Source organism: Mucilaginibacter metallidurans (genome assembly GCF_003286435.2).
Taxonomy (GTDB): Bacteria; Bacteroidota; Bacteroidia; order Sphingobacteriales; family Sphingobacteriaceae; genus Mucilaginibacter; species Mucilaginibacter gossypii.
On the sequence record NZ_CP043449.1, the window covers coordinates 1,232,836 to 1,255,548 of the forward strand.

Annotated in this window: 21 protein-coding genes and 1 pseudogene; 11 read left to right on the plus strand and 11 right to left on the minus strand. The window is 42.2% G+C overall.

What is annotated here, in order from left to right:
* Positions 1–129: 129 nt before the first annotated feature.
* Entirely contained in the window at positions 130–411 is a 282-nt protein-coding gene (gene ppnP, locus DIU38_RS05365; protein ID WP_091162376.1) for a pyrimidine/purine nucleoside phosphorylase, read from the minus strand.
* A gap of 164 nt (positions 412–575) precedes the next feature.
* On the opposite strand from ppnP, the gene DIU38_RS05370 reads away from it, so the two are divergent.
* From DIU38_RS05370 to DIU38_RS05380, 3 genes are all read left to right on the plus strand, one after another.
* Positions 576–1,142, plus strand: a complete 567-nt coding sequence (locus DIU38_RS05370; RefSeq protein WP_139159961.1) for a DUF6252 family protein — start codon at positions 576–578, stop codon at positions 1,140–1,142.
* Positions 1,143–1,161: 19 nt separating this feature from the next.
* Positions 1,162–1,545, plus strand: coding sequence for a hypothetical protein (locus DIU38_RS32905; protein WP_167516086.1), 384 nt, complete (start codon positions 1,162–1,164; stop codon positions 1,543–1,545).
* Positions 1,546–1,850: 305 nt separating this feature from the next.
* Positions 1,851–2,402 carry a sugar O-acetyltransferase gene (locus DIU38_RS05380; protein WP_112655531.1) on the plus strand — a complete coding sequence of 184 codons (552 nt, stop codon included), beginning with the start codon at positions 1,851–1,853 and terminating at the stop codon, positions 2,400–2,402.
* 157 nt (positions 2,403–2,559) lie between these two features.
* Here DIU38_RS05380 and DIU38_RS05385 read toward each other — a convergent pair whose 3' ends face one another.
* Together DIU38_RS05385 and DIU38_RS05390 are read right to left on the minus strand one after the other, a co-directional pair.
* Positions 2,560–3,345, minus strand: coding sequence for a DUF817 domain-containing protein (locus tag DIU38_RS05385; RefSeq protein ID WP_112655533.1), 786 nt, complete (start codon positions 3,343–3,345; stop codon positions 2,560–2,562).
* 3 nt (positions 3,346–3,348) lie between these two features.
* The gene (locus DIU38_RS05390) at positions 3,349–4,119 is read right to left on the minus strand and encodes an oxygenase MpaB family protein (protein WP_112655535.1); all 771 of its coding nucleotides are present in this window, start codon (positions 4,117–4,119) and stop codon (positions 3,349–3,351) included.
* Positions 4,120–4,373: 254 nt separating this feature from the next.
* Between DIU38_RS05390 and DIU38_RS05395 the strand changes: the two genes are divergently transcribed.
* The 5 genes from DIU38_RS05395 to DIU38_RS34390 all read left to right on the plus strand — a co-directional run bounded on the left by DIU38_RS05395 (position 4,374) and on the right by DIU38_RS34390 (position 10,844).
* A complete protein-coding gene (locus tag DIU38_RS05395) occupies positions 4,374–4,937 on the plus strand; it encodes a KilA-N domain-containing protein (RefSeq protein ID WP_112655537.1) in 564 nt (187 codons plus the stop codon).
* A 233-nt stretch (positions 4,938–5,170) separates the two neighbouring features.
* On the plus strand, positions 5,171–7,105 hold the full coding sequence (locus DIU38_RS05400) for an LTA synthase family protein (RefSeq protein WP_112655539.1): 1,935 nt from the start codon (positions 5,171–5,173) through the stop codon (positions 7,103–7,105).
* Between the two features lie 143 nt (positions 7,106–7,248).
* Positions 7,249–9,858: a DNA mismatch repair protein MutS gene (gene mutS / locus DIU38_RS05405; protein WP_112655541.1), complete on the plus strand. Its 2,610-nt coding sequence runs from the start codon at positions 7,249–7,251 to the stop codon at positions 9,856–9,858.
* Positions 9,859–10,027: 169 nt separating this feature from the next.
* Positions 10,028–10,594: a C40 family peptidase gene (locus tag DIU38_RS05410; RefSeq protein WP_167516087.1), complete on the plus strand. Its 567-nt coding sequence runs from the start codon at positions 10,028–10,030 to the stop codon at positions 10,592–10,594.
* 121 nt (positions 10,595–10,715) lie between these two features.
* The gene (locus DIU38_RS34390) at positions 10,716–10,844 is read left to right on the plus strand and encodes a hypothetical protein (protein ID WP_262714280.1); all 129 of its coding nucleotides are present in this window, start codon (positions 10,716–10,718) and stop codon (positions 10,842–10,844) included.
* Here DIU38_RS34390 and DIU38_RS05415 read toward each other — a convergent pair.
* A complete protein-coding gene (locus DIU38_RS05415) occupies positions 10,831–12,741 on the minus strand; it encodes a DUF3857 domain-containing protein (RefSeq protein ID WP_112659064.1) in 1,911 nt (636 codons plus the stop codon). The two genes, DIU38_RS34390 and DIU38_RS05415, sit on opposite strands and share 14 nt — an antisense overlap.
* Positions 12,741–14,714 carry a DUF3857 domain-containing protein gene (locus DIU38_RS05420; RefSeq protein ID WP_112659066.1) on the minus strand — a complete coding sequence of 658 codons (1,974 nt, stop codon included), beginning with the start codon at positions 14,712–14,714 and terminating at the stop codon, positions 12,741–12,743. Before DIU38_RS05420 ends, DIU38_RS05415 begins: the two co-directional genes overlap by 1 nt.
* 125 nt (positions 14,715–14,839) lie before the next feature.
* On the opposite strand from DIU38_RS05420, the gene DIU38_RS05425 reads away from it, so the two are divergent.
* Positions 14,840–15,865 (plus strand): 3'-5' exonuclease, encoded by a 1,026-nt coding sequence (locus tag DIU38_RS05425; RefSeq protein ID WP_112659068.1) that lies wholly within the window; start codon positions 14,840–14,842, stop codon positions 15,863–15,865.
* A 91-nt stretch (positions 15,866–15,956) separates the two neighbouring features.
* On the opposite strand, the pseudogene DIU38_RS05430 reads toward DIU38_RS05425, so the two are convergent.
* The 3 genes and pseudogenes from DIU38_RS05430 to queG form a co-directional block, all read right to left on the minus strand.
* Positions 15,957–16,454: pseudogene (locus DIU38_RS05430) on the minus strand (transposase); the annotation flags it as partial.
* Positions 16,352–17,494, minus strand: a complete 1,143-nt coding sequence (locus tag DIU38_RS05435) for a transposase (protein ID WP_149354037.1) — start codon at positions 17,492–17,494, stop codon at positions 16,352–16,354. The gene DIU38_RS05435 and the pseudogene DIU38_RS05430, both read right to left, overlap by 103 nt.
* 281 nt (positions 17,495–17,775) lie before the next feature.
* The gene (queG, locus tag DIU38_RS05440; RefSeq protein ID WP_112658630.1) at positions 17,776–18,714 is read right to left on the minus strand and encodes a tRNA epoxyqueuosine(34) reductase QueG; all 939 of its coding nucleotides are present in this window, start codon (positions 18,712–18,714) and stop codon (positions 17,776–17,778) included.
* A gap of 169 nt (positions 18,715–18,883) precedes the next feature.
* Here queG and DIU38_RS05445 point away from each other — a divergent pair, with 169 nt between their 5' ends.
* Together DIU38_RS05445 and DIU38_RS05450 are read left to right on the plus strand one after the other, a co-directional pair.
* Positions 18,884–19,252, plus strand: coding sequence for a SpoIIAA family protein (locus DIU38_RS05445; RefSeq protein ID WP_208057579.1), 369 nt, complete (start codon positions 18,884–18,886; stop codon positions 19,250–19,252).
* Positions 19,253–19,260: 8 nt separating this feature from the next.
* Complete coding sequence (locus DIU38_RS05450) at positions 19,261–19,449, plus strand: hypothetical protein (RefSeq protein WP_112658628.1); 189 nt, start codon at positions 19,261–19,263, stop codon at positions 19,447–19,449.
* A 158-nt stretch (positions 19,450–19,607) separates the two neighbouring features.
* Here DIU38_RS05450 and DIU38_RS05455 read toward each other — a convergent pair whose 3' ends face one another.
* The 3 genes from DIU38_RS05455 to DIU38_RS05465 form a co-directional block, all read right to left on the minus strand.
* Positions 19,608–20,495: a polysaccharide deacetylase family protein gene (locus DIU38_RS05455; RefSeq protein WP_112658626.1), complete on the minus strand. Its 888-nt coding sequence runs from the start codon at positions 20,493–20,495 to the stop codon at positions 19,608–19,610.
* 218 nt (positions 20,496–20,713) lie between these two features.
* Complete coding sequence (locus tag DIU38_RS05460) at positions 20,714–21,073, minus strand: hypothetical protein (protein WP_149354038.1); 360 nt, start codon at positions 21,071–21,073, stop codon at positions 20,714–20,716.
* 429 nt (positions 21,074–21,502) lie between these two features.
* Positions 21,503–22,699: a Gfo/Idh/MocA family protein gene (locus tag DIU38_RS05465; protein ID WP_112658622.1), complete on the minus strand. Its 1,197-nt coding sequence runs from the start codon at positions 22,697–22,699 to the stop codon at positions 21,503–21,505.
* Positions 22,700–22,713: the final 14 nt, after the last annotated feature.

Consider the following 22,713-nt stretch of genomic DNA (forward strand, 5'->3'; position numbering starts at 1 on the left):
ATCCGCTTATACTACACAGGATTAGCCACGGGCCGTATCCGCTCCTATTATTCCTAATGCACCATTCGCTTCAAATTATTGATCGGTCCTATGAACCATCAACTATGATCCATGAACCATAGTTATAAACTATCTGTAAGTACACAAATACGAACTCTGCACTTCTGTTTTAACTTTAAATGAAGTATTTGCTTCAACCTCAAATACTTGTCCGTTGGTAAATGTCTGCCATTGGCTTTGGCCTGGTAATAAAGCTTCAAGGCTGCCTTCAATTACGGTCATGGTTTCGTGGCTTGATGTACCAAATTCGTATTCGCCGGGTTCAATAACGCCGATAGTTGAGCGCCCTTGCGGAGTGGTGTATGCCAGTGATTTTACGGCACCTTCAAAATATTCGTTTACGTTGATCATGTTTAAAAATTTCGGCCTAATATGGTTAAATAAAATGAATTGTATTATAATTGGGGCTTAACTATTAAAAGCGGCCATACCGGCGAATGTTAAAATATGTGAAAAAAGTAATTTCGGTTGTGATTATTACTTCTTAAACATCGTTATTTGCATAAAATTTATATATGAGGAAAATCCAACTATTAATGCTGTTCGTTTTATCAGCTATAATATTCCAGGGCTGTAAAAAGGACGTTGTTACTTCTGCTTCCACTACTTCCGACCAAATACTTGCCGCAACTATAAATGGTACATCATGGATCCCTGATGATGTTACCGCTACTATAAATTATGATGCTACTGCTAAAACAAAATCATTTAATGTAGTTGGTACTGCTGACCTGAAAAGAGTAAAATGGACGATTACTTTAAGTGATGCTAATGCTACTAATGTCAATACTTTTCCGGTGGCTACTTATAAGGTTGACGCTACCAACAGGGTAAATATGGCTTACTTTACATCAACTGGCGGTACATCCTATAATCAGGTGGGTGTGGTTGAGCCAGGTTCGGGTTCTATCATAATTACCTCTATAGATCCATCAAAAAATGTGATAACCGGTACCTATAGCATGACCACGAAAAAGGTAAACTATAATGATGATGGTACCATAGCATCTATTGAAACGTCGCAGATATTAGGTGGTACATTCACTAATCTGCCTTATACCTTTACCCAGGTAAGTAATTAAATAAATCAGAAAATATAACATGAACGCCCCGGGTTGCAATATCCCGGGGCGTTCTTTTTTAAAACCGATCCGTAATTATTGGCCAGGACTTGGCCTGGTTGGGCTCGACGGATTAGGTGTCGGGCTTGGTGTTGTTGGGTTTGGCGTATTTGGTATAGGGCTTGGGTTAGGCGTATTTGGCTGCGGTGTAGGGTTAGGTGTACTGGGTGTTGGTGAAGGGTTTGGCGTTGGCGCAGGAGTTGGTACCCGACTTGGATCAGTAGGTGTCGGCGTCGGCGTTGGACTTGGCACAGGATCTGTTGGTTTTGGTGTGGGTACCGGCGTTTTTGGTTTCTTTTTATTTTTATCTGGCACAGTATCAGTGGTCAATGTGTACTTTGTTACTGATACACCGGTGTTTTGAGCCTGGTGTTCGTTAGCTAATACCAAAGAGCCGGCTAATGACAGGGCGATAGCTGCGGCTGTTATTCTTAAATTTTTCATATTTTTTCTTTTTATTTATAAAAAGTTAACTATTAATATAACTTAACGAAAAAGGAATGGTTTTTGAAATTTGAAATGAATCCAGGTCCAGGACCATTAACCACACCTGTTGCAGTAAATGACCTGGTAATACAACGTATAACAGAGTTTGTATTATTGACAAGTTGCCGGTTTAAATATTAAGCACCTATATTTGCGTGTAACCGGCACCTGCAAACATTACCCATGACTGAACTTGAAAAAATGACATCCGGCGAACTGTACAATGCCGGGGATGCCGAACTTGTTGCCGCCCGTTCAAAAGCCCGGCAATTGTTTACACAATATAATGCAACAAGCTATGATGACAAGGAAACCAAAACAGCCCTGTTAAAACTACTGCTGGGAAGCTTTAAAGGCAATATTGATATTCAATCGCCTTTTTACTGTGATTATGGCTTTAATATAATAGCCGGGGATAACCTGTTTCTTAATTTTAACTGTATTATATTGGATTGTGCCCGTGTTACCTTTGGTGATAACGTGTTCCTGGCGCCCAATGTGCAGCTTTATACAGCCTATCACCCGGTAATAGCTGCCGAACGGATCAAAGGGCCTGAATATGCAGCACCTATTACTATTGGCAATAACGTGTGGCTGGGTGGTGGTGTAATTGTTTGTCCCGGAGTCACCATAGGTGATAATACGACAATAGGTGCAGGAAGTGTGGTGACCAAAAGTATTCCGGCAAATGTAGTTGCTGCAGGAAATCCGTGCCGGGTGATCAGAGAGCTATGATTTCATTATAATTTCGGATTTCGGAATTTCGATTTCGGATTTGGTGGCTGTGTGAGTAAGCTATTTTAGGCATAAGTTAAGACGCTAAGAAAAAAGAAGTTCCTTTGCGGCTTAGCCCCTTTACTTGAAATTACCGAGCTTGCCATTGTGAAAGTATTTAAGCTGATAACACCGGTAACGGCTTTGTGCTGTCTTTTAATAATTTCAGTTCGGCAACAATGATAAAGCTTACAATTACCAGGAAGGCCCAGGAGCTTATTTTCTGATAATTTACTACTGTCCAGGCATGGTGCTGGTAGGCATAGCGCCAGGCCCCAAGTCGGGTAGCTATATTTTCGGCAAGCCAGATGAAAAAACCTATCAGCATAAATGATATTATTGTTGGTATGCGACAGGCTTTTCCCTGTAAATGAAAAACTACTACCGACCGCCTGAAAAAATAAAGGATCAGAACGCCTATGCCATAGCGGATATCGGGCATAAAATGATTGCTAAAAAAATTAAAGTATATCAAAATACCTATCGTGCGGGCAATATAACGGTTAGGCCAGCTTTGTATTTGCAGGTTAAGCCTCCGCCAGGCCTGGCACATATAGCTGGCAACGCTTGCATACATAAAGCCGCTATATAGCGGAACGCCGCCTATTTTCAGGTAAGCAAATTCAGGATAGGCCCATGAGCCGTAGTGAACTTTGAAGAGCTCCATTACCAGGCCCAGCAGGTGAAATATGCAAATTACCAGTACTTCATCCTTAGTTTCGATCCCGGTGTAATATAAAGCAGCCTGAATAAGCAGGCAGGCTATCAGCATAAAGTCATAACGGGGCAAAATGCCTGTAAACAAATGCGAAAGTGCCAGCATGGCAAATACCAAAACCGGGAACAGGCAGGAGAGCGCCTGCTGCTGCACAAAGATCCCGAAATGTTTAATAGCTGTTTTCATGGATTAATTTAAAGCATATGCCTGGTCCATTCCCTGGATCTGGATTTTGTATTGCACCGGCAGAAGGGCATCCCTTAAAAACTTCCCGGGTTTAAGGTTTTTTATTGCCTTATATACCTTTAGTGCAGGCCAAAGCCAGGCTATTTTACCCAGCGGCAGTTGTTGGCTAACCTGCGTGGGCACGGTTAGCAACTGTGCCTGCTTCAGAATCTGATACCTGGCAAAACCAAGATGTTTTTTATACTGATGATATAAATCGGCGGTGAAGGCGCTGTTAATTAAATTGTGTTCAAGGTGTTCTTTGCGCATTTGAAGATAGTGTTGATAATCTGATGGTATGCCTGTTAGCTGCATTCGTTCGCCAACCCGATTAAATACATTAAACACTTCGGCTTTTTCGGCTGCACTAAGAGGCCTTTCCAGTAATTCATATGAACGGATGGACAGATCGATCAACAGGAACAGCACATCACGATAAGCCCAGTCGGGTATTTGGGAACCACGGGCGGTTTCAACACCTTTATGAATGGCATTTATTTTATCAATAGCCTTTAAAGCTTCATCGCGTTCCGAAAAAATGATTTGCCGCGAATAGGCTACGGTGCTAAACAGGCGTGCTAAAGGATCAGCAGGAAGTTTGCCCGTGAAATAAAGCCAGTCGACCGCCTTATTTAAAGCAAACTCGGCTGCGGCCCCGGCGAAAATGAACAGGATGGTATCTGCCTTGCCCCAGATCCTGCGCACTATCGAATGTTCATCTACAAAAAGGTTCATATTTTTTTGTTGCTTTTACTTTGGTATATAAAAGTACTTTGTATTTCAAAGTTATTAAAATGATTTGAGTTTGCAATAGGAAACAGGCGATTTATTTTAGAGTGGTAGAAAGTTGGTATCAGATTCAGTTATTAATTGATTGCTAATTTTTATGGCTTTTTGATTGTTTAAAACTTTTTTGCTAATTTTTATAGTTTTGAAATTGTTGTTGGTATACTTGTATTTTAATTAGGGATATAGTTTAAAACAGGCGTATGGTAAATGCAGTTTTTGAATTTGAATTTAATAATCAGGTTGTTGAGTTTGATATCAGCGATAAAGATTTAATGATCAATGCCTCAGAAATGGGCAAAATCTTCGGTAAAAACCCAACAGAGTTTTTAAAGCTGAAACAAACTAAAGATTTTATTGACGAATTGAAAAGCATGCCCTTGCCTTTTAATGAATCGAATTTTGAAGGTAACAGCACAAAGAATTCTGCCGATCTGGAAGCCATGATATTTGTGAATAAGCTGGATGGGCTATGGATGTGCGAAATTTTAGCATTGAAATTTGCAGGTTGGCTTAACCCTAAGTTTGAAGTTTGGGTGTATAGCACCATCCGGGAATTTTTGCCTAACTTAAGAGATAACAACGAAGCCTATAAACAGATTGTAAAGTTCGAAGATCAGTTGGATAAACTGGTGAAGAAACTACAGGGTAATGCCGATTTTCAGGCCTATATGCAATTACAGGAAAAATTGAAAAAGCTGCCTTACCGGATCAAACGAAATAACCAGGCCACTTTAAGGCAATACAGGCAATTGAAAGCTATTTGATATATTGTTTATAAAAGGGGGGACTCAACTTTCCCAGGGTTCGTTTTCCTCTCTTAAAAATATTTAACACTCCGGTTTGCCAACTCAATGTCATTAAATCACTGTTCATTTAGCATTAAATAATTGTTATCCTATTTTTTTTACTTTCGCTTTTTATTAGCTCCGGGGGAAATTAGGATTTGATCAATCCCTGCTGGTCAAGTCTTTGGGGAAACTAAAGCAACGCGTTTTTCATGAAAAGTAAATTGAGGTTGGCCGAATATAAAGTACTTTTATACAGGCTGTTTTTGGGGTATTTGTTTTATTTTATTGCAAGGGTATTATTCTTTACTTTTAATACGCACCTGTTTGCAGTTGACAGCTTTTGGGCGCTGCTCAAATTGTGCTATTACGGTATGGCCTTTGATACCACGGCGCTGCTTTATATTAATAGCTTATTCATCTTGCTTAGCGTTTTACCTCTAACGGTAAACACCCGGCCCTGGTTTCAGAAAGGTATGGTTATCTTATATTTTGTTACCAATTTACTCGCCTACGCTACCAACTTTGTTGATATTATTTATTATCGCTTTAGCCAGGTGCGTTCAACGAAGGCAACACTTGATGTATTGGCCGATGAGAACAACAAAAAACTATTGTTTACCCATTTTTCGGAAGCCTACTGGTATGTCATTATCATATTCATATTGTGTTCACTTTGCTGGATCTGGCTCTATAACCGGGTGAAGCTAACACCTGCCGCAGCACGGGATAAAAAAGTGTATTTCTTATCATCTATAGTGTCGTTCCTGCTCATTCTGACGCTGGTTATCGGAGGCATTAGGGGCGATTTTGCACACAGTACCCGGCCTATTAATATGGTCGATGCTTATAAACACATCACAGTGCCCAACCAGGGTGATATTGTGCTGAATACCTCGTTCGCTATTTTCAGGACGCTGGGCACCAACAACTACAAACTCCAGCACTGGACGGATGAGGCTTATATTAAAACCAACATCAAACCTATAAAACAATACAACACCAAGCCGGCTAATAAGCCTAATGTGGTGATCATTATACTCGAAAGTATGGCCCGCGAGTATTGGGGCAGCATGAACCGCGATGTTAATATACCGGGATTTAAATCCTATACACCTTTTTTGGATTCACTCTCCGGCAGCAGTCTTATATTTACCAATGCCTACGCAACAGGCAGGCAATCAATCCATGCCATGTCGTCGGTATTGGCGGGAATTCCCTCGTTTCAAAATGCTTTTACCTCATCCCCATATGCCAAACAGCAGATCCAGTCGATAGTGTCGGTTTGCGACAGCATGGGGTATCAGACTTCGTTCTTTCACGGGGCAGCCAACGGTTCGATGGGCTTCCAGGGCTTCGGCAGTATTTTGGGATATCAGCACTATTATGGCCGTACAGAATATAACGACGATAAAGATTTTGACGGTATCTGGGGCATTTGGGATGAATATTTTTTTCAGTTTATGGGGCGTACGCTGAGCAATCAGAAACAACCCTTTATGGCTACGCTGTTCACGCTGTCATCGCATGATCCATATCAGCTGCCCGAAAAATATAAAGCGAGGTTTAAGGGTGGTCCGCTGGCTATTGATAAATGTGTTCAGTATACGGATAATTCACTGCGGATTTTTTTCAATTATGCGAAGACTCAGCCCTGGTTTAACAATACCATTTTTGTGATCACGGCCGATCACACCAGTCAAACTTATTATCCTGAATATAGTAAGCAGGTTAACCGTTTTGCTGTGCCTATCCTGTTTTACAGCGCCAACAGCGCTTATAATTTAAAAGGTATACGTACCGATCTGGCATCGCAAATGGATATTTACCCAACTGTGGTGGATTTGATTGGTTATAACAAGCCCTTCAGATCATGGGGAAGGAGTTTGGTGAGTAACCAAGCCGATGAGCAGCCAAGGGTGATCAACTCAACAGGCAACATCTACCAGTTTATGCAGGGTGGTTATACTTACCTGTTTGATGGTAAAAACTTCACCGGCGTTTTTGCTGTGGCCGACAAGGGGCTGGAGAAAAACCTAATGACGGCTCAACCCAACGCCGAAATGCAAAAAGGTATGCAGGATTGCAAAGCCCTGATACAGGATTATACAGACAGGATTGTGAACGGGAAGCTGGTGGCGAAGTAGGGTTTCGGTAGGAACGGATACGCCTAATCAGTATGGCAGATACACTTATTTGCTACATATCCACACCACCCCAACTTTTCAACAATACCCTAAAACCCCCGCTAATGCATTAACTTTACCCGATTAACAGAAGGAGTAACCGCTTGGCTAAAGATACTACCAAAGAAACCCCCTTAATGCAGCAATATAATGCTATTAAAGTAAAGTACCCCGGTGCTTTGCTGTTGTTTAGGGTGGGCGATTTTTATGAAACATTTGGCGAAGACGCCGTAAAGGCTGCCGGTATTTTGGGCATCGTGCTTACCCGCCGGGCAAACGGCGCCGCTACACATATTGAGCTTGCCGGTTTCCCACACCATTCGCTGGATACTTACCTCCCTAAACTGGTACGTGCGGGACAACGTGTGGCCATTTGCGATCAACTGGAAGATCCCAAAACTACCAAAACCATCGTTAAACGCGGTGTAACCGAACTGGTTACCCCCGGCGTAGCCACTAACGATAACATCCTGCAGCAAAAAAGCAATAATTACCTGGCCTCGCTGCACTTTGAAAAAAATACGATAGGTATTGCGCTGATTGATATCTCAACCGGCGAGTTCATGACCGCCCAGGGCAACAGCGAGTATATCGATAAGTTGCTGCAAAGTTTTTCGCCCAGCGAAGTGATCTATCCCAAAAGCCGTACACGCGATTTTAAAGATACTTATGGCGACCGCTTTTACACCTATGCCCTTGACGAATGGCCATACAGCGGCGATTACGCTACGGAAACACTGCTCAAGCATTTCGGCGTAAAATCGCTCAAAGGTTTCGGTATCGATAAACTGAATTTAGGTATTATTGCTGCCGGCGTGGCTATTCATTATTTGAATGAAACCGAACACCGCAACCTGGGCCATATTTCGGCCATCAGCAGGATAGAGGAAGACAGGTACCTTTGGCTCGACAGGTTCAGTATTCGCAACCTGGAGCTGGTTGGCTCGGCTAACGAAAACGCCATGACGCTGGTTGATGTACTTGATCATACTTGTTCGCCCATGGGCGCGCGTTTATTGCGCCGCTGGATTGTAATGCCGTTGAAGCAGATCAAAGCAATTAACGACCGTTTGGGCGTTGTTGAATACCTGATAGAAAGCGAAGAACTTAGAGAAGAACTGCTCCAATACCTGCGCCAGATAGGTGACCTGGAAAGGCTTATCTCAAAAATTGGACTCCAAAAAGCTAACCCGCGCGAGGTGTGCCAGCTAAAAAAGGCGCTGACTGCTATTGCGCAAATTAAACGCATTGCCGAGGCGTCGCAAAGTGTCCCGCTGCGCGCCATTGGCGAACAACTTAACCCTTGTGCACTGATTTGCGAAAAGATAGAACGCGAATTAAATCCCGAGCCGCCGGTAATGTTAGTGAAAGGTTCGGTGATGAACGAGGGGATTAATGAAGAGCTTGACAGGCTGCGTAAGATCGCCTTCGGCGGTAAAGGTTACCTGTTGGAGATCCAAAAGCGTGAGGCTGAGTTAACCGGGATCCCGTCGCTTAAAGTATCGTTCAATAACGTATTTGGCTACTACCTGGAGGTTACCCATGCCCACAGGGATAAAGTACCCACCGAGTGGATCCGCAAGCAAACGCTGGTTAATGCCGAGCGTTATATCACGCCCGAGCTTAAAGAATATGAAGAACAGATTTTAGGCGCCGAAGAAAAGATCCTGACGCTTGAAACACAATTATATAACGACCTGCTGTATTCACTGGCCGAATATATTAAGCCAATCCAGTTGAATGCCCAACTGATAGCCCGTTTGGATGTGCTGCTCAACTTTGCAACCATCTCCATTAAAAACTACTACGTTAAGCCCGAAATTAATGAAAGTAAGGTACTTGACATTAAGGGCGGTCGCCACCCTGTTATTGAAAAGAACCTGCCAATAGGCGAGGAGTACATCACCAACAGCGTTTACCTCGATTCGGAAACCCAGCAGATCATCATTATTACGGGCCCTAATATGGCGGGAAAGTCGGCTTTATTAAGGCAAACAGGCTTAATAGTACTGATGGCCCAAATGGGTTGTTTTGTTCCGGCTAAAGCTGCGTCAATAGGCCTGGTTGATAAGATCTTTACAAGGGTGGGAGCGTCGGATAACCTTTCATCCGGCGAATCAACCTTTATGGTGGAGATGAACGAAACTGCCAGCATCCTCAATAACCTGAGCGACAGGAGCCTGATCCTGCTGGATGAGATCGGTCGCGGTACATCAACGTATGATGGTATTTCAATTGCCTGGTCCATTGCCGAGTATCTGCATAACCATCCAACAGCGAGGGCTAAAACCTTATTTGCTACACATTATCATGAGCTTAATGAATTGAGCAACTCATTTAACCGGGTTAAAAACTTTAACGTATCGGTAAAAGAAGTGGGCCAGCAGATCATATTTTTACGCAAGCTGGTACCTGGTGGCAGCGAACACAGCTTCGGGATCCACGTAGCTAAACTGGCTGGGATGCCCTCAAAAGTGTTAAGCCGCGCCAATGAGATACTAAAGAAATTGGAAAACGAACGCACCGGCGGCGAGCATATCAAAGAAAGTATCCGCAAGGTTCAGAAACAAGCTGTACAAATGCAGATGTTTTCAATAGATGACCCCGTGTTGGTGAAGATACGCGATACGCTGAACAACCTTGATGTAAATACCCTAACCCCGGTTGAAGCACTCATGAAACTGGATGAAATTCAAAGGGTGGTGAAGAGTTGATTTTAGAAGTCTGCAAGTCCGATGTCCGAAAGCCAGGAGCAGTTTTAATGAGTTATGCATTTTACCTTCCCGACTTTATGGACATCGGACTTGCAGACTTCTTCCACCCATGTTAATATGTTAAAAACATCCGCATCCTCTCAATAAACATTAAAGTTAATTTTACTTTATGAGCATATACCTGCGTCGTAGTTTTTATTTGTTTATACTTTTCCTTTCCCCATTTATATTAAGTTCATGTCACTCGCGCAAGGCCGCTATGCGCGGCCAGCCGGGTGAGGTGGTTAATCCGTCACCTGATATCGCTTCAAAATATTCCGAAATTATGGAGGTTGATAAGGGCAGTATTCAAAATGGTCGCCTTTACGCTTTTATTGATCAATGGATGGGAACACCCTATAAATTTGGCGGATTAGATAAAGACGGGATCGACTGTTCAGGGCTGACTTTTTTGCTGGAACAGCAGGTTTATGGTATTACCATTCCCCGCATGACCAGCAAGCAGATCTCCGTCATCAAACGAAAATATGAAGACGAGCTAAATGAAGGCGACCTGGTGTTTTTTGATTTCGACGGAAAGCAGTTTAGCCATGTGGGTGTTTACCTGCAAAATGGGTATGTTGTGCATGCCAGCTCGCGCCGTGGAGTGATCATCGTAAAACTGCGCGATCCATCATTATACAAGTACTTTTCGAGGGCAGGCTCAATCGAAAATGTGCCCACCAGCATGAATTAAGTAACACAAATTTTAGAAGGATTTTTGCGAATTACACCAATATTAAGCTTAAATCGCATTCGTGTAATTCGTTAAAATTTGACCCAATTGGTGTGTTTATTTTCAATAATTTTGCGCTGTTATGGCCGACAAAAAACAAGATTACTCATTCTGGACTAAGTACAAGCGGTTCGCAGGCACCGAGATCATGCTTTATGTGATCATGGTGCTTGGTATTATCTTCGGTATCGTGATATTTAGTTACCTTTAACTAAGGTAACGTTATCATTATCTACATCCGCAATTGACTGGTAAAAATCAACAAGGTCCTGATAGGTGTCTTTGCTATACGTACCATCAATGATCTGTAGCTTACGACTATATACAAGTTTATCACCATTTACAGTCGAGCTTGATTCAAACTTTCCGAAAGGTTTTTCGATACTTACTTTTTTAGGGCGCATATCAACTTTATATCCGGCTGGTAGGGTATAGGTGATTTCATCTTCATCGGTAAATCCACGATTGATATAAACATCATTATGGCGGTTACGAACCTCTCGTAATGGTGACATGATACGGTTAGCCGGGTTAGCCAGGAAAATTATCTTTCCGTCAGATACCGAGCCATAGTCTGTAGCCGAAATTTTTAACGTTTCGGTGGTGTATGGTTGTTCAACTTTAAACTGCTTCAGATCTGCACTTTCAATATCAAGGTTATTGATGGGATAAATCTTCTTCAGATCTTTGATCTGTTCTGTTTTCGATTCATAGATCACATGATCACGATCTTCATAATTAGTGCCCTTGAAATTGGTAACCATTGTGCCTGACAGGTTACCGTTGGCACTCAATGTAAAATTGGCTTTGCGCTGTTCGAGATTAGCCTGGGCCGTGTATTTTGGCGTATGCATTAATTTGCCACCCTGTGGGGTACAGGCCAGTACGATCCTGTCGTCGGTGAAATCACCTAAAAAGCCAAAAGGTATGTTCTGACTGGTACATTCTAAAAAGGTGGTATCATTTTTAAAGGGCAGGCATAAAATAACATGATTGCCCTGGTCAATGCTTGCAAAGTCGGGCTGGAAATTTACCTTCGATGATCCCGCATACACCACGCAGTAATATGAATCGATGTCGACAGCCTTTAATAACGCCTGTGTGTAGTTAACGAGGGCTTTGCAATCACCATAATTTTGAGCGTCAACATCCGAAGCCAGGAAGGGTTGTAAGCCGCCTATCCCTACTTGGATGCTGATATAATGCGTTTTGCCCTGCATGTATTCATAAACCTTACGCGCTTTGGCTTTAGGATCGGTTATTGATGCTGTAAGCTCCTTCATGTTTGCCACAGTTTGAGGCGAAAGCTGCTGGCGGCCTGCATTAAGCTTGTCATATTGCCATTGCCCAAGTTCTTTCCAGTTGGTAAATGAGCCACTGATACCACGGTAAATGAATTTTTCGGGCACTATTTCCAGCCTGGGCATTATTGATCGGTAAACAGGGCTGTAAGGTTCATGCTTTAAAGCTTTCAGGTTATTAGTTTGCCAGGTGTATGTTTGCATACCCTGTTTATTGGTACCAATTGTTGGTTTAACAGATAAATTGGTTTGTTTGTATTTGATCTTAAAATCGGGTTTGCAAATTAACGTATACGAGCTTTTTTCAACTGCTATACCATCCGAAGGAATAGGTTGCCAGCTTTCAAGGTCAAGTGATTGTTTCGATTTTACATCATATTCATAACTTACAGTGTAAGGATAATCATTTACCCTGGGTTGATAATGTTTTATCTTTAGGTCGGTAAAAAGTGAAAAGCCATCGTGATTGCTGTCATCATCAAAGTCGCTTTCTGAAAATTTACCTGTGGGCTTGCCCCATTGGTTGTAAATCATTCCTTTTATATCCTTAATATAACGACTTTTGTCATGCCATATCGCTATATCAACGTCATCGTCACCATTTTTATTGAGTACGGTTATTACTTGTTTTACGTGGCAAAGTGTGTTATCTAAGTCTTTAACCTCAACAGTAACTTCCTCATTACGCACTATTGAGCTGGCATAAGGCAAAAGGTCTTTTGAAATGAGCGATACGTCGTAGTTTTCCTGTGCTTTTACACAGGTTACCGCCAAAAAGATAAAAAGAGTAGTTAAAAATGCTTTCATTATTTTTTCTTGAAGATCATATCTCCTTTTTCCGTTAGAATGATCTTATTAAACAGCTCCTTAAGATAAGGGTATTCGGCCGAATCATAAACCGACTTGTTAAACTGGGTAATGTTTGAAAAGGTAAAACTGTTATTGTCCTGGCTCTCAAACGTGGTAGCAAACATGCCGCCTTTGTTTGGTAATGAAAACGCCACTATCTGGGGCGGGGTTTCAATGATATATTGCGCAGGCAGGTGCATCACCAAAACAAGCCTCTTGTCTGAGGCAAAGGCCCAGTCAACAGGATAATCACGTTCGGCAAGTTTGAACGGGTTTGTGGTGCGTTTTTCCCAAAAATAAGGGTTAAATGCAAGCTTATCATGATTGGTATTATCAAATGCATCTATCTCCACTTCAAAGGTTTCACGTAGTGGGTTTTCAAGGCTATCGAGGTTTGCAATGTCTGATTTAAATACTTTTAACTTAGGTTGTTTCTCATCAAAATCTTCAACGTATTCATCAACTGTATTAAACTTTTTAATGGCTTTACGTTTTTCATAAGCATCGTAACCTTTATAGTAATTGGTTATAGTACCTTTTAACTTCCCATTATCAAGCAGTGTAAGATCGAACATCCGGGTAGTGGCCGCTTTTTGTTGAGCGCTTAACTCTATCCAGTACGATGGTTTATTCAGGCTGATCACCCTGCCTTTATCATTTATACATTTAAGGGGAAGCAAACCAAATGAAAGCAACGGATCGGTAGCATCGAGCAGGTAGGTTTGATCACCAATAGTTAACCTGGCTATAACATAGTTAAAGTCGTTAAGTACCGGGTAAAGATTATTCACCATGCCGTGTTCGCGGGTTGAAAGTACTACGGCTTCGGCATTAAGGCCGGCTGCACTAAGCGCAGTAATTAGGGTTAGATTGATATCTGCAATGCTGCCTGCGTGGGTATCTAACGCTTTTTTAACGCCATCTGTGCTGTAGATGCCGATATAGTCGTTCCATTTTATCTGGCTTTTGATCCAGGCGTACAAGGCCTTTGCTTTGTCAATATCGGCTGTTTTACCAGCAATTACCGGTGCAATGCGCTCTTTGAGCAGGCTTGTGCGTTTCATTTGTACGCCAAATTCATCAGATATCTTTAATTGGCGGTCAACGTCGCTCCATTCTTTTGTAACTACGGTTTTTACGCCGGTATAGGGATTGGTAACCTCAACCAGTTCAAAAAATATTGCTGATAAAAAGTTTTTGCGGGCGGTCATATAATCCTCATCAACAAATGCCGGAATATCCTTCATGTTGTAAGTGATATGCGAACAATCGGCTTTTGAGCCTCCGGATGAAAAGCACTCGCGCTCAACTTCCGAATTACTTTTGGTTAATTTCAACGCCCCGCGCAGAGATGCGTTAAATGTCCAGAACCCGGGGATATGCACTTCATATTGAGAATTTACTTTAGGGATATCATCCTGAAATGTCCATCCCCTGAAATGGTCCCAGTATGGTGAAATGAGTTCAAATTTAAATTCAATAACGCAGCCGGGACGTAATGCAGGTAATGCAAACTTTACAGTGCTGCCGTATTTATAGTCTTTAACGGTAAAAACTTTTTTGGAATCAAGTTCGGCCTTTTGAATAATACCGTTATCGTCTTTATAATATGTAAAGCCGGTAACGTTGTTAACTTCTTCTTCTGTATTATCCCCATTGTGTATAGGAATTTCGATGGTGCCGTGAGTTAGCCCTTCTTTGGTGAAAATCTTAATTTTGGCATGGTACGTATGAATGAGCCTGATATGGTCCATGTATTCATCTATACGGGTGTTCCCAAATTCGTTTAAAAAAACGGCATTTGCCTGCGGATCTTTATCATATTTGGCCATTTCAATCTCCTGGTCGGTGATTCCGGTTTCAAAATCCTGTGCCGCAGCTTTGAGTGATAAGCTGATAAAAATCAAAAGAATAAGAGTGATTTTGTTCATGCAAATTGTGATAATTAGGGATATTCAAATTAAATAATAAATTGGTATATTAAATAAATTAAAAAATTTATTCTGCTGATTAATTTTAGGACATTTGCGACCTTTGCATCTCTGAATACTGACAAATGAAATTAAACTTAAAACGCCCTCTGGCTTTCTTTGATCTGGAAACAACAGGTACCAATATCGGTGCCGACCGTATAGTTGAAATATCTGTTATCAAGCTTAATCCTGATGGCGGTGAGGACGTAAAAACATGGCGTGTTCATCCTGGCATTCCTATTCCGCTCGAGTCGTCGCTGGTACACGGCATCTACGATGAGCACATACAAAACGAAAAGCAATTTAAAGAGCTTGGCCAGGAAATAGCCGATTTTATTGGTGATAGTGATTTGGCCGGATACAATTCAAATAAGTTTGATATCCCCATGATCATGGAGGAGTTTTTGCGTGCCGGTGTGGATTTTAACCTGGATGCCCGCCATTTTGTTGATGTACAGAACATATTTCATCAAATGGAGCAACGCACGTTAAAGGCTGCCTACCAGTTTTATTGCAATAAAGTAATTGAAAACGCTCATTCGGCCGAAGCAGATACCCGCGCTACCATGGAAGTTTTGCTGGCGCAGATTGAGCGTTATGAAAATGTAGAGTGGGAGGATAAAAAAGGTAATAAAGTAATCCCTGTTGTGGGCGATGTTGAAGCGCTGCACGCATTTACTAACCTGAGCAAACCGGTTGATTTTGCCGGTCGTATGGTTTATAATGAACAGGGCGAGGAGTTGATAAACTTTGGCAAACATAAAGGCAAACGTGTTGAAGACGTGTTGAACGCCGAGCCAAGTTATTACTCATGGATGATGCAGGGTGATTTTCCGCTTTATACTAAACGCAAACTCGAAGAAATTTACACCCGCTGGAACGCCAAAAAAGCAGCCGAACGCCAGGCCAACAAAGCTGCCCAGCCAAAACCGGCAGATCAACAGCCCGCTGCTTCTAAACCTGAGTACCAGAAAAAGGAGTATACCAAGCCCGATCATACCAAAAATCAGCAGTATCAAAACACACCTTTTAAAAAGAAGGATGAGCCAGCCCAGCCGGTTAACGATGATATGCTGGCCCAGTTAGCGTTGAAGTTTAAAAAAGGATAATATTCTGAATCAGAATTTTCAGAATTGAAGAATTTTCAGAATTTTATATTAAAGCCCTTGCATAAATACAGTGGCCGTTGCGCAACAGGGCTTAAAATGGCTGAATAATTAAATTGCAAAGCAAATGATTATTCGGCCATTTGCTTTTATAGTCAATGCTGAAAGCAGTTAGTATGTTTGCTATCTTCAATAAACAGGCCGATAATGTATTGATTACGGCATCAGAATGGTTTCCCGGTAGCTTTCTTTTTCTTCTTCTGATTTTTGCAGGTATACCATTGACAAGTTTTTTAAGGTTATATGCAATGGCGGCCATGATCATACATTTATTGGCCAATTCGAGCCCTTTTGTGTTTACCTGTTTCATGCCTGTAAAATTGATCAGGGTGCCCAGTACCGGTTCTACCGTACTTTGTCTTACTTTCCTGGCCTTGCTCCCTTGTCGGGTTTGCATGCGTTCATGCATTTCTATATAAAGGTCTTTAGCTACGGAATCCTTAAACACTTTAAAGCCTTGCAGATTAGCGCAGGTGCTTTTAAGCGGACAGTCCCTGCAATCTTTAACACTGGTACGATATATCTTATGGGTATTATCGTTCTCTGCTTTTTTGAAGTTGTGAAAAGTAAGGTATTTGCCTTCAGGACAAACATACCGGTCTTGCTCCCGTCATAACTGAAGCCCTGCCGGCTTTCCCTGCTTTGACATCCTGGCCTGTTAGGTATGAAGCCTTTAATATGATTACCAGCTAAAAACAGAAGCGCCGCTTCACCGCTATAACCTGTATCGGCAAGCACATCTTCTATTTCCATGCCATTATCTTTAAGGTTTCCGGCGACATGGGTAAGGATCTCAGGTAGGCATGGTGCATCTCCTTTATCTGCATGGAAGGCCTGGATGTGTGTAATAACGTGGTTTTGTGTATCTACGCTTACATGAGCCGAATAGTTCAGCCGTGTTGTTTTTCCGGGTTTCACCGATAACCGGGCATCAGGGTCTGATGGGCTGTAACGCTTGCTGTTCGCTTTCTTATCAACTTTAGCATTCTTTCTCGGCTTAGGCTTAGTGTTTTCATCCGGTATGTCCCCAGCCGGGGCTTCATCATTATGATCGTCCAATTGCTTGCCATAAGTTGCCGCATCATTCATGATCTCGCGTTCTACCAAACTTGACATAGCTGCATTGGCTTTGACAAATGCGCTATCGATAGCCTGTCTTTTACCTGCTACCAAACCTGCATCAATACACTTTTTCAGAACCTGTTTAAAGACAGCTGTAAACTCCTCTTCTCCGTAAAGCTGGCGTGTGCGGCTTAATGTCGAATGCCAGGGAAGTTCTTCATCCAGATCATATCCTATAAAATAGAGGATATCCATGCGCATACGTGAGGTAGCAATAATGCGCCTATCGCTATTCAGGTTCTCTAAATAACCAACAAGCATTAGTTTGAAAAACACAACCGGGTCAATGCTCTTTTGACCCTCTGTACCATAATATTTGCTGGTCGTATCATAAACAAAGTTCAGATCGAGTATACTTTTCAAACGCCTGTAGAAGTTATCTGCTGGAACGTAGTCTGAAAGCTGAAACCGGATAAAGAGCTTTTCCTGATAATCTTTTTTGCCTTGCATATCCTTAATATACAAAACAAATATCTGATTGTCAAATGTTTATAAAAAAACTAACCCAATCGAACTTTATTCGACTGGGTTAGTTGAAAACCTCAGTTTAGTTGCGCAACGGCCACTAAATACATGCAAGGGCTTTTTGTTGATAATATATTGAAACCCCGGACCTACGGGTGCGTTCAATCTCTAATCTCTAATCTCTAATCTCTAATCTCTAATCTCTAATCTCTAATCTCTAATCTCTAATCTCTAATCTCTAATCTCTAATCTCTAATCTCTAATCTCTAATCTCTAATCTTCAAAAAATCAATATTCCGTTTCAACCCACTAAATTTTGTACGCTTAACAGCCGAGTTTTTAAATACCTTCTGAAAAATATCCTGCGTGATGTCCTGCCAGTCGGCAGTTTTCAAGTGCAGCAGATCCGGATGGGGAGTAAAGGCCGGTTCAGTATTCAATACTGAAAATCGGTTCCATGGGCACACATCCTGGCAAACATCGCAACCGAACATCCAGTTATCCATCTTGCCCTTAAATTCCTGCGGAATTTCGTTTTTAAGTTCGATGGTTAAATAGGAGATGCAACGGCTGCCATCAACTACATATGGGCCCACAATGGCATCAGTAGGACATGCATCGATACAATTGGTGCAGGTACCACAATGATCGGCTGTAGGGGCTATATCGTATTTTAACTCAAGATCGACGATCAGTTCGGCCAGGAAAAAGAACGAACCGGCCTTTTTGTTAAGCAGGTTGCTGTTTTTACCAATCCAACCCATACCTGCTTTACGGGCCCAGGCCTTATCAAGTACCGGGGCCGAATCAACAAAGGCGCGGCCGCCTACTTCGCCTATTTTATCATTGATGATCTGTAATAATTGCCTCAGCTTATCTTTAATTACAGTGTGGTAATCAATTCCATATGCGTATTTGGAGATTTTTGGTGATAAAGGATCATCCTGCTGCTGATCGGTATAGTAATTTATACCAAGCGATATAACAGATTTTGCCCCGTCAACAAGCAAACGAGGGTCAAGGCGTTTATCAAAATGGTTTTCCATGTAGGCCATTTCGCCGTGCATGTTTTTATTAAGCCAGGCCTCAAGGCGGGGGGCTTCGTCTTCCAAAAAATCTGCTTTGGCAATGCCACAAAACAAAAAGCCAAGCTTTTGTGCCTCGCTTTTAATGAGTTGACTATATGTGGCTTTGTTTTGCTGCATTTGTGCAAAGATAATATAAATTGAAATTGGTGAGTGTAAGGTGACGCCCTTCAATCACGTTTATATACTTGCATGAGCACATTGTTCGTTATTATAGTTTACTCTGTTTTGCTATAAATTTACTATTGGTGCAGTTTTTGTATCTGATTAAAAAATAGGGATTTATAGCATGCTTGAGCATATAAAATACTTGCCTGCGCATGTGTTAGGGATGCATGCAGCAGGCCACGTTACTATTGGCGATTATGAAAAGGCTTTACGACCATTGCTTGAGCAACAGGTAAAACAAACCGGGAGAATAAACTTTTTACTGGTGCTGGAAACTAATATTAAAAATTTTACAGCAGGCGCCTGGTGCGGTAATATCAGGCTTGGCCTTAAATATTTTACCCGGTGGAACAAGGTTGCCGTTGTAACCGATCAGGACGGTGTTCGGGAGTTCAGCCATTTATTTAAATATATTTTACCGGGCAAGTTTACAGGCTATAAACTGGAAGAGCTGGACGAAGCTGTAAAATGGGTAACAGGAATTAAATAAATATCATTATGGAAACTATAGATGAAAGAGCAGCTATGAATAATGATGATTCAGATCTGCACAATGATGAGTTAGGCGAAAATACCGGCGATGATACAATTATTGCTGAAATACTTCATTTGAAGCCCGGCGAGAAAGATATCAGCAAAATGCCCTCATCAAATATGGGACAAGGCCCAGCGGGTGAGGATTTGTGAGCCGTTTGCCCCAAAAGGGGAATCGCAAGTTCCCAGCTTTTTATTCCTTAAGTTGATGGCTATGCCTAAATAGATGGCAGAAAATAAGAAATGCCAACTCTTTGAGCCGGCATTTCTTATTTAAATATCCTCCATATCTCCCCCTTTAGGGGGCGGGGCTAAAAGCTGTTCCTGATACTGTTGCTTAACGTTTTGGTGCTCCAGTATCCGCTATCTAAAATACGGCGCACAGTCATTAATGGATCGGCTTGATCACGTTTATCAGCTAATTGGAAAGCCATTTTAAAACCGCGTTTCCTAAGCTCAGGCAAAGCAGCTTTGTTCCATATGCCAAACGGATAAGCAAAGTAAACCATTTTTTTGCCGGTGATATCTTCCAACGTTTTGGTTGGTTTTTCGATTTGGGTAACCCAGTCATCCACCGGGCGATTGGTTATTTTACCATTTTTGCCAATGATCTTAAGGGTTGATGTATGTGAATAACGGTCAACACGGTGGTGGTCCCAGGTGTGGCTGGCAATAACGTTACCTTCGTCAGATAGTTGTTTTACTTGCTCTTTGGTCATGTAATGCGGACGGCCTAACGATACGGTCATCACAAAATAAACCGCTTTAAAACCATACTTTTTAAGGGTAGGATTGGCAATGGTGAACTGATCAAGGTCGGTGTCATCAAACGTAAGCATTATAGGCTTTTTAGGCAGCGGCGCTCCCTTGGTAAGGTATGCATAAAGCTGATCGGGCAGTATGGTATGATAACCGCTGTCGGCCAGCATTTTGATGTGCTCTTTAAAAGCAGCAACCTGAACTATATAATCTTTGGCATTTTTTGAATCGGTAGGCTTCCAGTCGCGGATTTGGTGATAGCAGAGGATAGGGACCTGTTTGCGGGCTAAAATAGCGGCCGCATCACCCTGTGATGTTGCATTGGCAGCCGGAACTTTGGCAACAGGGGCAGCTGTAGTTGATTTATCTGATGGCTTCGACTGGCATGAAACAGCGCCGAAAGCACAAAGGGCCAGCATGGCTAACGTTTGTTTTATCATATTATAGGTTGGTTTTATTCCTTAATTAACGGCAGCTAAATTAATAATTATATAACACGCAAGCCCTGCGACGTAAACAAAATTAATTAAGACTTTAAGTATGATAACAGGATAATTATTCGCTTTTACTGATGATCTGCCTCAGGCCGGCTCGCAGGTAAGCAGGTGCCATCCGCCAAAAACTACAAACACTTTGTTATGGGTTTTAAGCAGATTGTCTATGGTGCGAAGCAGGCTTTGATCCCTGATCTCTTTGGAGGCTCTGCCAATTTCCTGAAATTTTCCTTTGGGTCAAACGGATTGGTAGGTTTCAGCTCCTCGAGCTTAAAAGGGCGGTTAAGCAGTTTTTGATAGGCGGCTTCAAAATAATCCAGGGTTTGCTCAGCCGGTGAAAGCTTTACTCCGCCTGTTTTCATAATATAGTCTTGTATAAATTTAGCATAGTTTGCTTTAAATGCCGCACTATCGGTCACAGGAGGCCGTTGGCCCCACATAAAACGTTCGGTAACAATATAAGCTAAAAACTCGCCGGTGGCGTATCTTTTCAGCAGCTCTCTAAATTCCAGGCTGTCGGTCATGTCGCCATTAACGGTTTTTATTTTAAGGCTATCTGCAAGGGTTTTGGTAAGCCCTATTTCACCATCTTTTTGAATGGCTTCTTTTTTTGAGGCGAAAACCTTTTTTGAAACATCTCCTCCTTCGTTAACACATACATCAGGTCTGAATTCAAAAAAAGCCTTTTCGATCCCTTAAACATCGGATTTTCGGTGTCGTTGTTATCCGGCAAATGGTTAACGCCACAAAAAACAATCTCCTTTTTGTCGTTTTTAAACCTTAAGATGTAGGGATTGGCAGGCAGGTGCCCGGCAGCATCAAGTTTGATCTTTAAGTAACTAACCGTTGGGTAAACCTCAGCGGTGCTTTGTCTTTTTTTGTTCCGCAGCTTAACAAGGCCGAGGAAAATAACAGTAATAAAGTTATGTATTTCATCGGCCCTGTTGTGTTTGCTATAAAACTATACGCTTTCCTTCTTTTATTGACCGCTTGGCGGCATCCAGGATTTGCATAACAATCATATTGTATTTTAATGATGAACGGTCATCCGGGTGCCTGAGCGGATTTGCGAGGGCCGAAGTAAAATAGGCTACCGGCGCATCAGCTGGGGCCACCAGTGGGACAGCTTTATAAGCTCTTACACGGTTATTAACTCTTATTTCAACACTATCCTTATCGAAGGCATGGATATAGCCCTTAGCACCGAAAATCTCCATATCCTTGATACTGAAAGGCCAGTTCCAGGAGGCTTCAATCTGCCCGGTGGCATTGGCGTATTCAACCAATATGGTGGCATCATCCTCAACCTTCGGATATACGGTTGGTTTATAATGCCTTGCGATAGCGGTTACTGCTATCGGGCGCTGGCCCTTCATTAGCCAGGTCATCAAATCAGCGCCATAGCAGCCAAAATCATTCAGGGCGCCTGCACCATTTAATACGGGATCTGTTAACCAGCTCAAAAAATCTTCGCTGCAGCCAATTTCGCGTGGCCCCTGGTGCCCGTCATGTACCACCATTTTACGGATCAAACCTATGCTGTCCTGCTTAACGGTGTTATAAGCATCCTGGAACGATGGGTACCAGGTAGTTTCATAATTGGTTAATACTTTGACGTAGTATTTAAGGGCCAGAAACTCCATACGTTTAGCCTGCTCAAGGGTGGCGGCCAACGGTTTTTCAACCATTACAGAAATACCTAAGGGTGCGCAGGTCTCCACAATATCCACATGTTTGCCAACAGCGTTGTAACCCAACACAATAGCAGGCTTACGGGTGGTGCACATTTTCCTTAGGTCATCAAAAAAAAGGGAATCGGGCAGGTTATATGCTTTGCCAAATTTTTCCCAAAGCTTTTTATCAGGTTCGGCAATGCCTACAATATTTACGTTCCCTTTTCGGTACTCACTTAATATGAGGTGGATATGGTCATGGTTTAAGCCCATAATACCTACTTTTAGTGTCGGTACGGGCTTGTGTATCTCCGGTATGGTGTCTTTTTTTGCCTTGTTAACTGAATCGGCAGGTGCCGTAACCGAAGGGGCTGGTGCTGTACCCGGTGGTGGTGGTGTTGTTTGTGCCGATGCGATAGTTATGCAGCTTAAAAAGAGCGTAGTTGTAGTAAGCAGTTGTTTTAATTTGGTTTTCATGATTGGTGGCGATG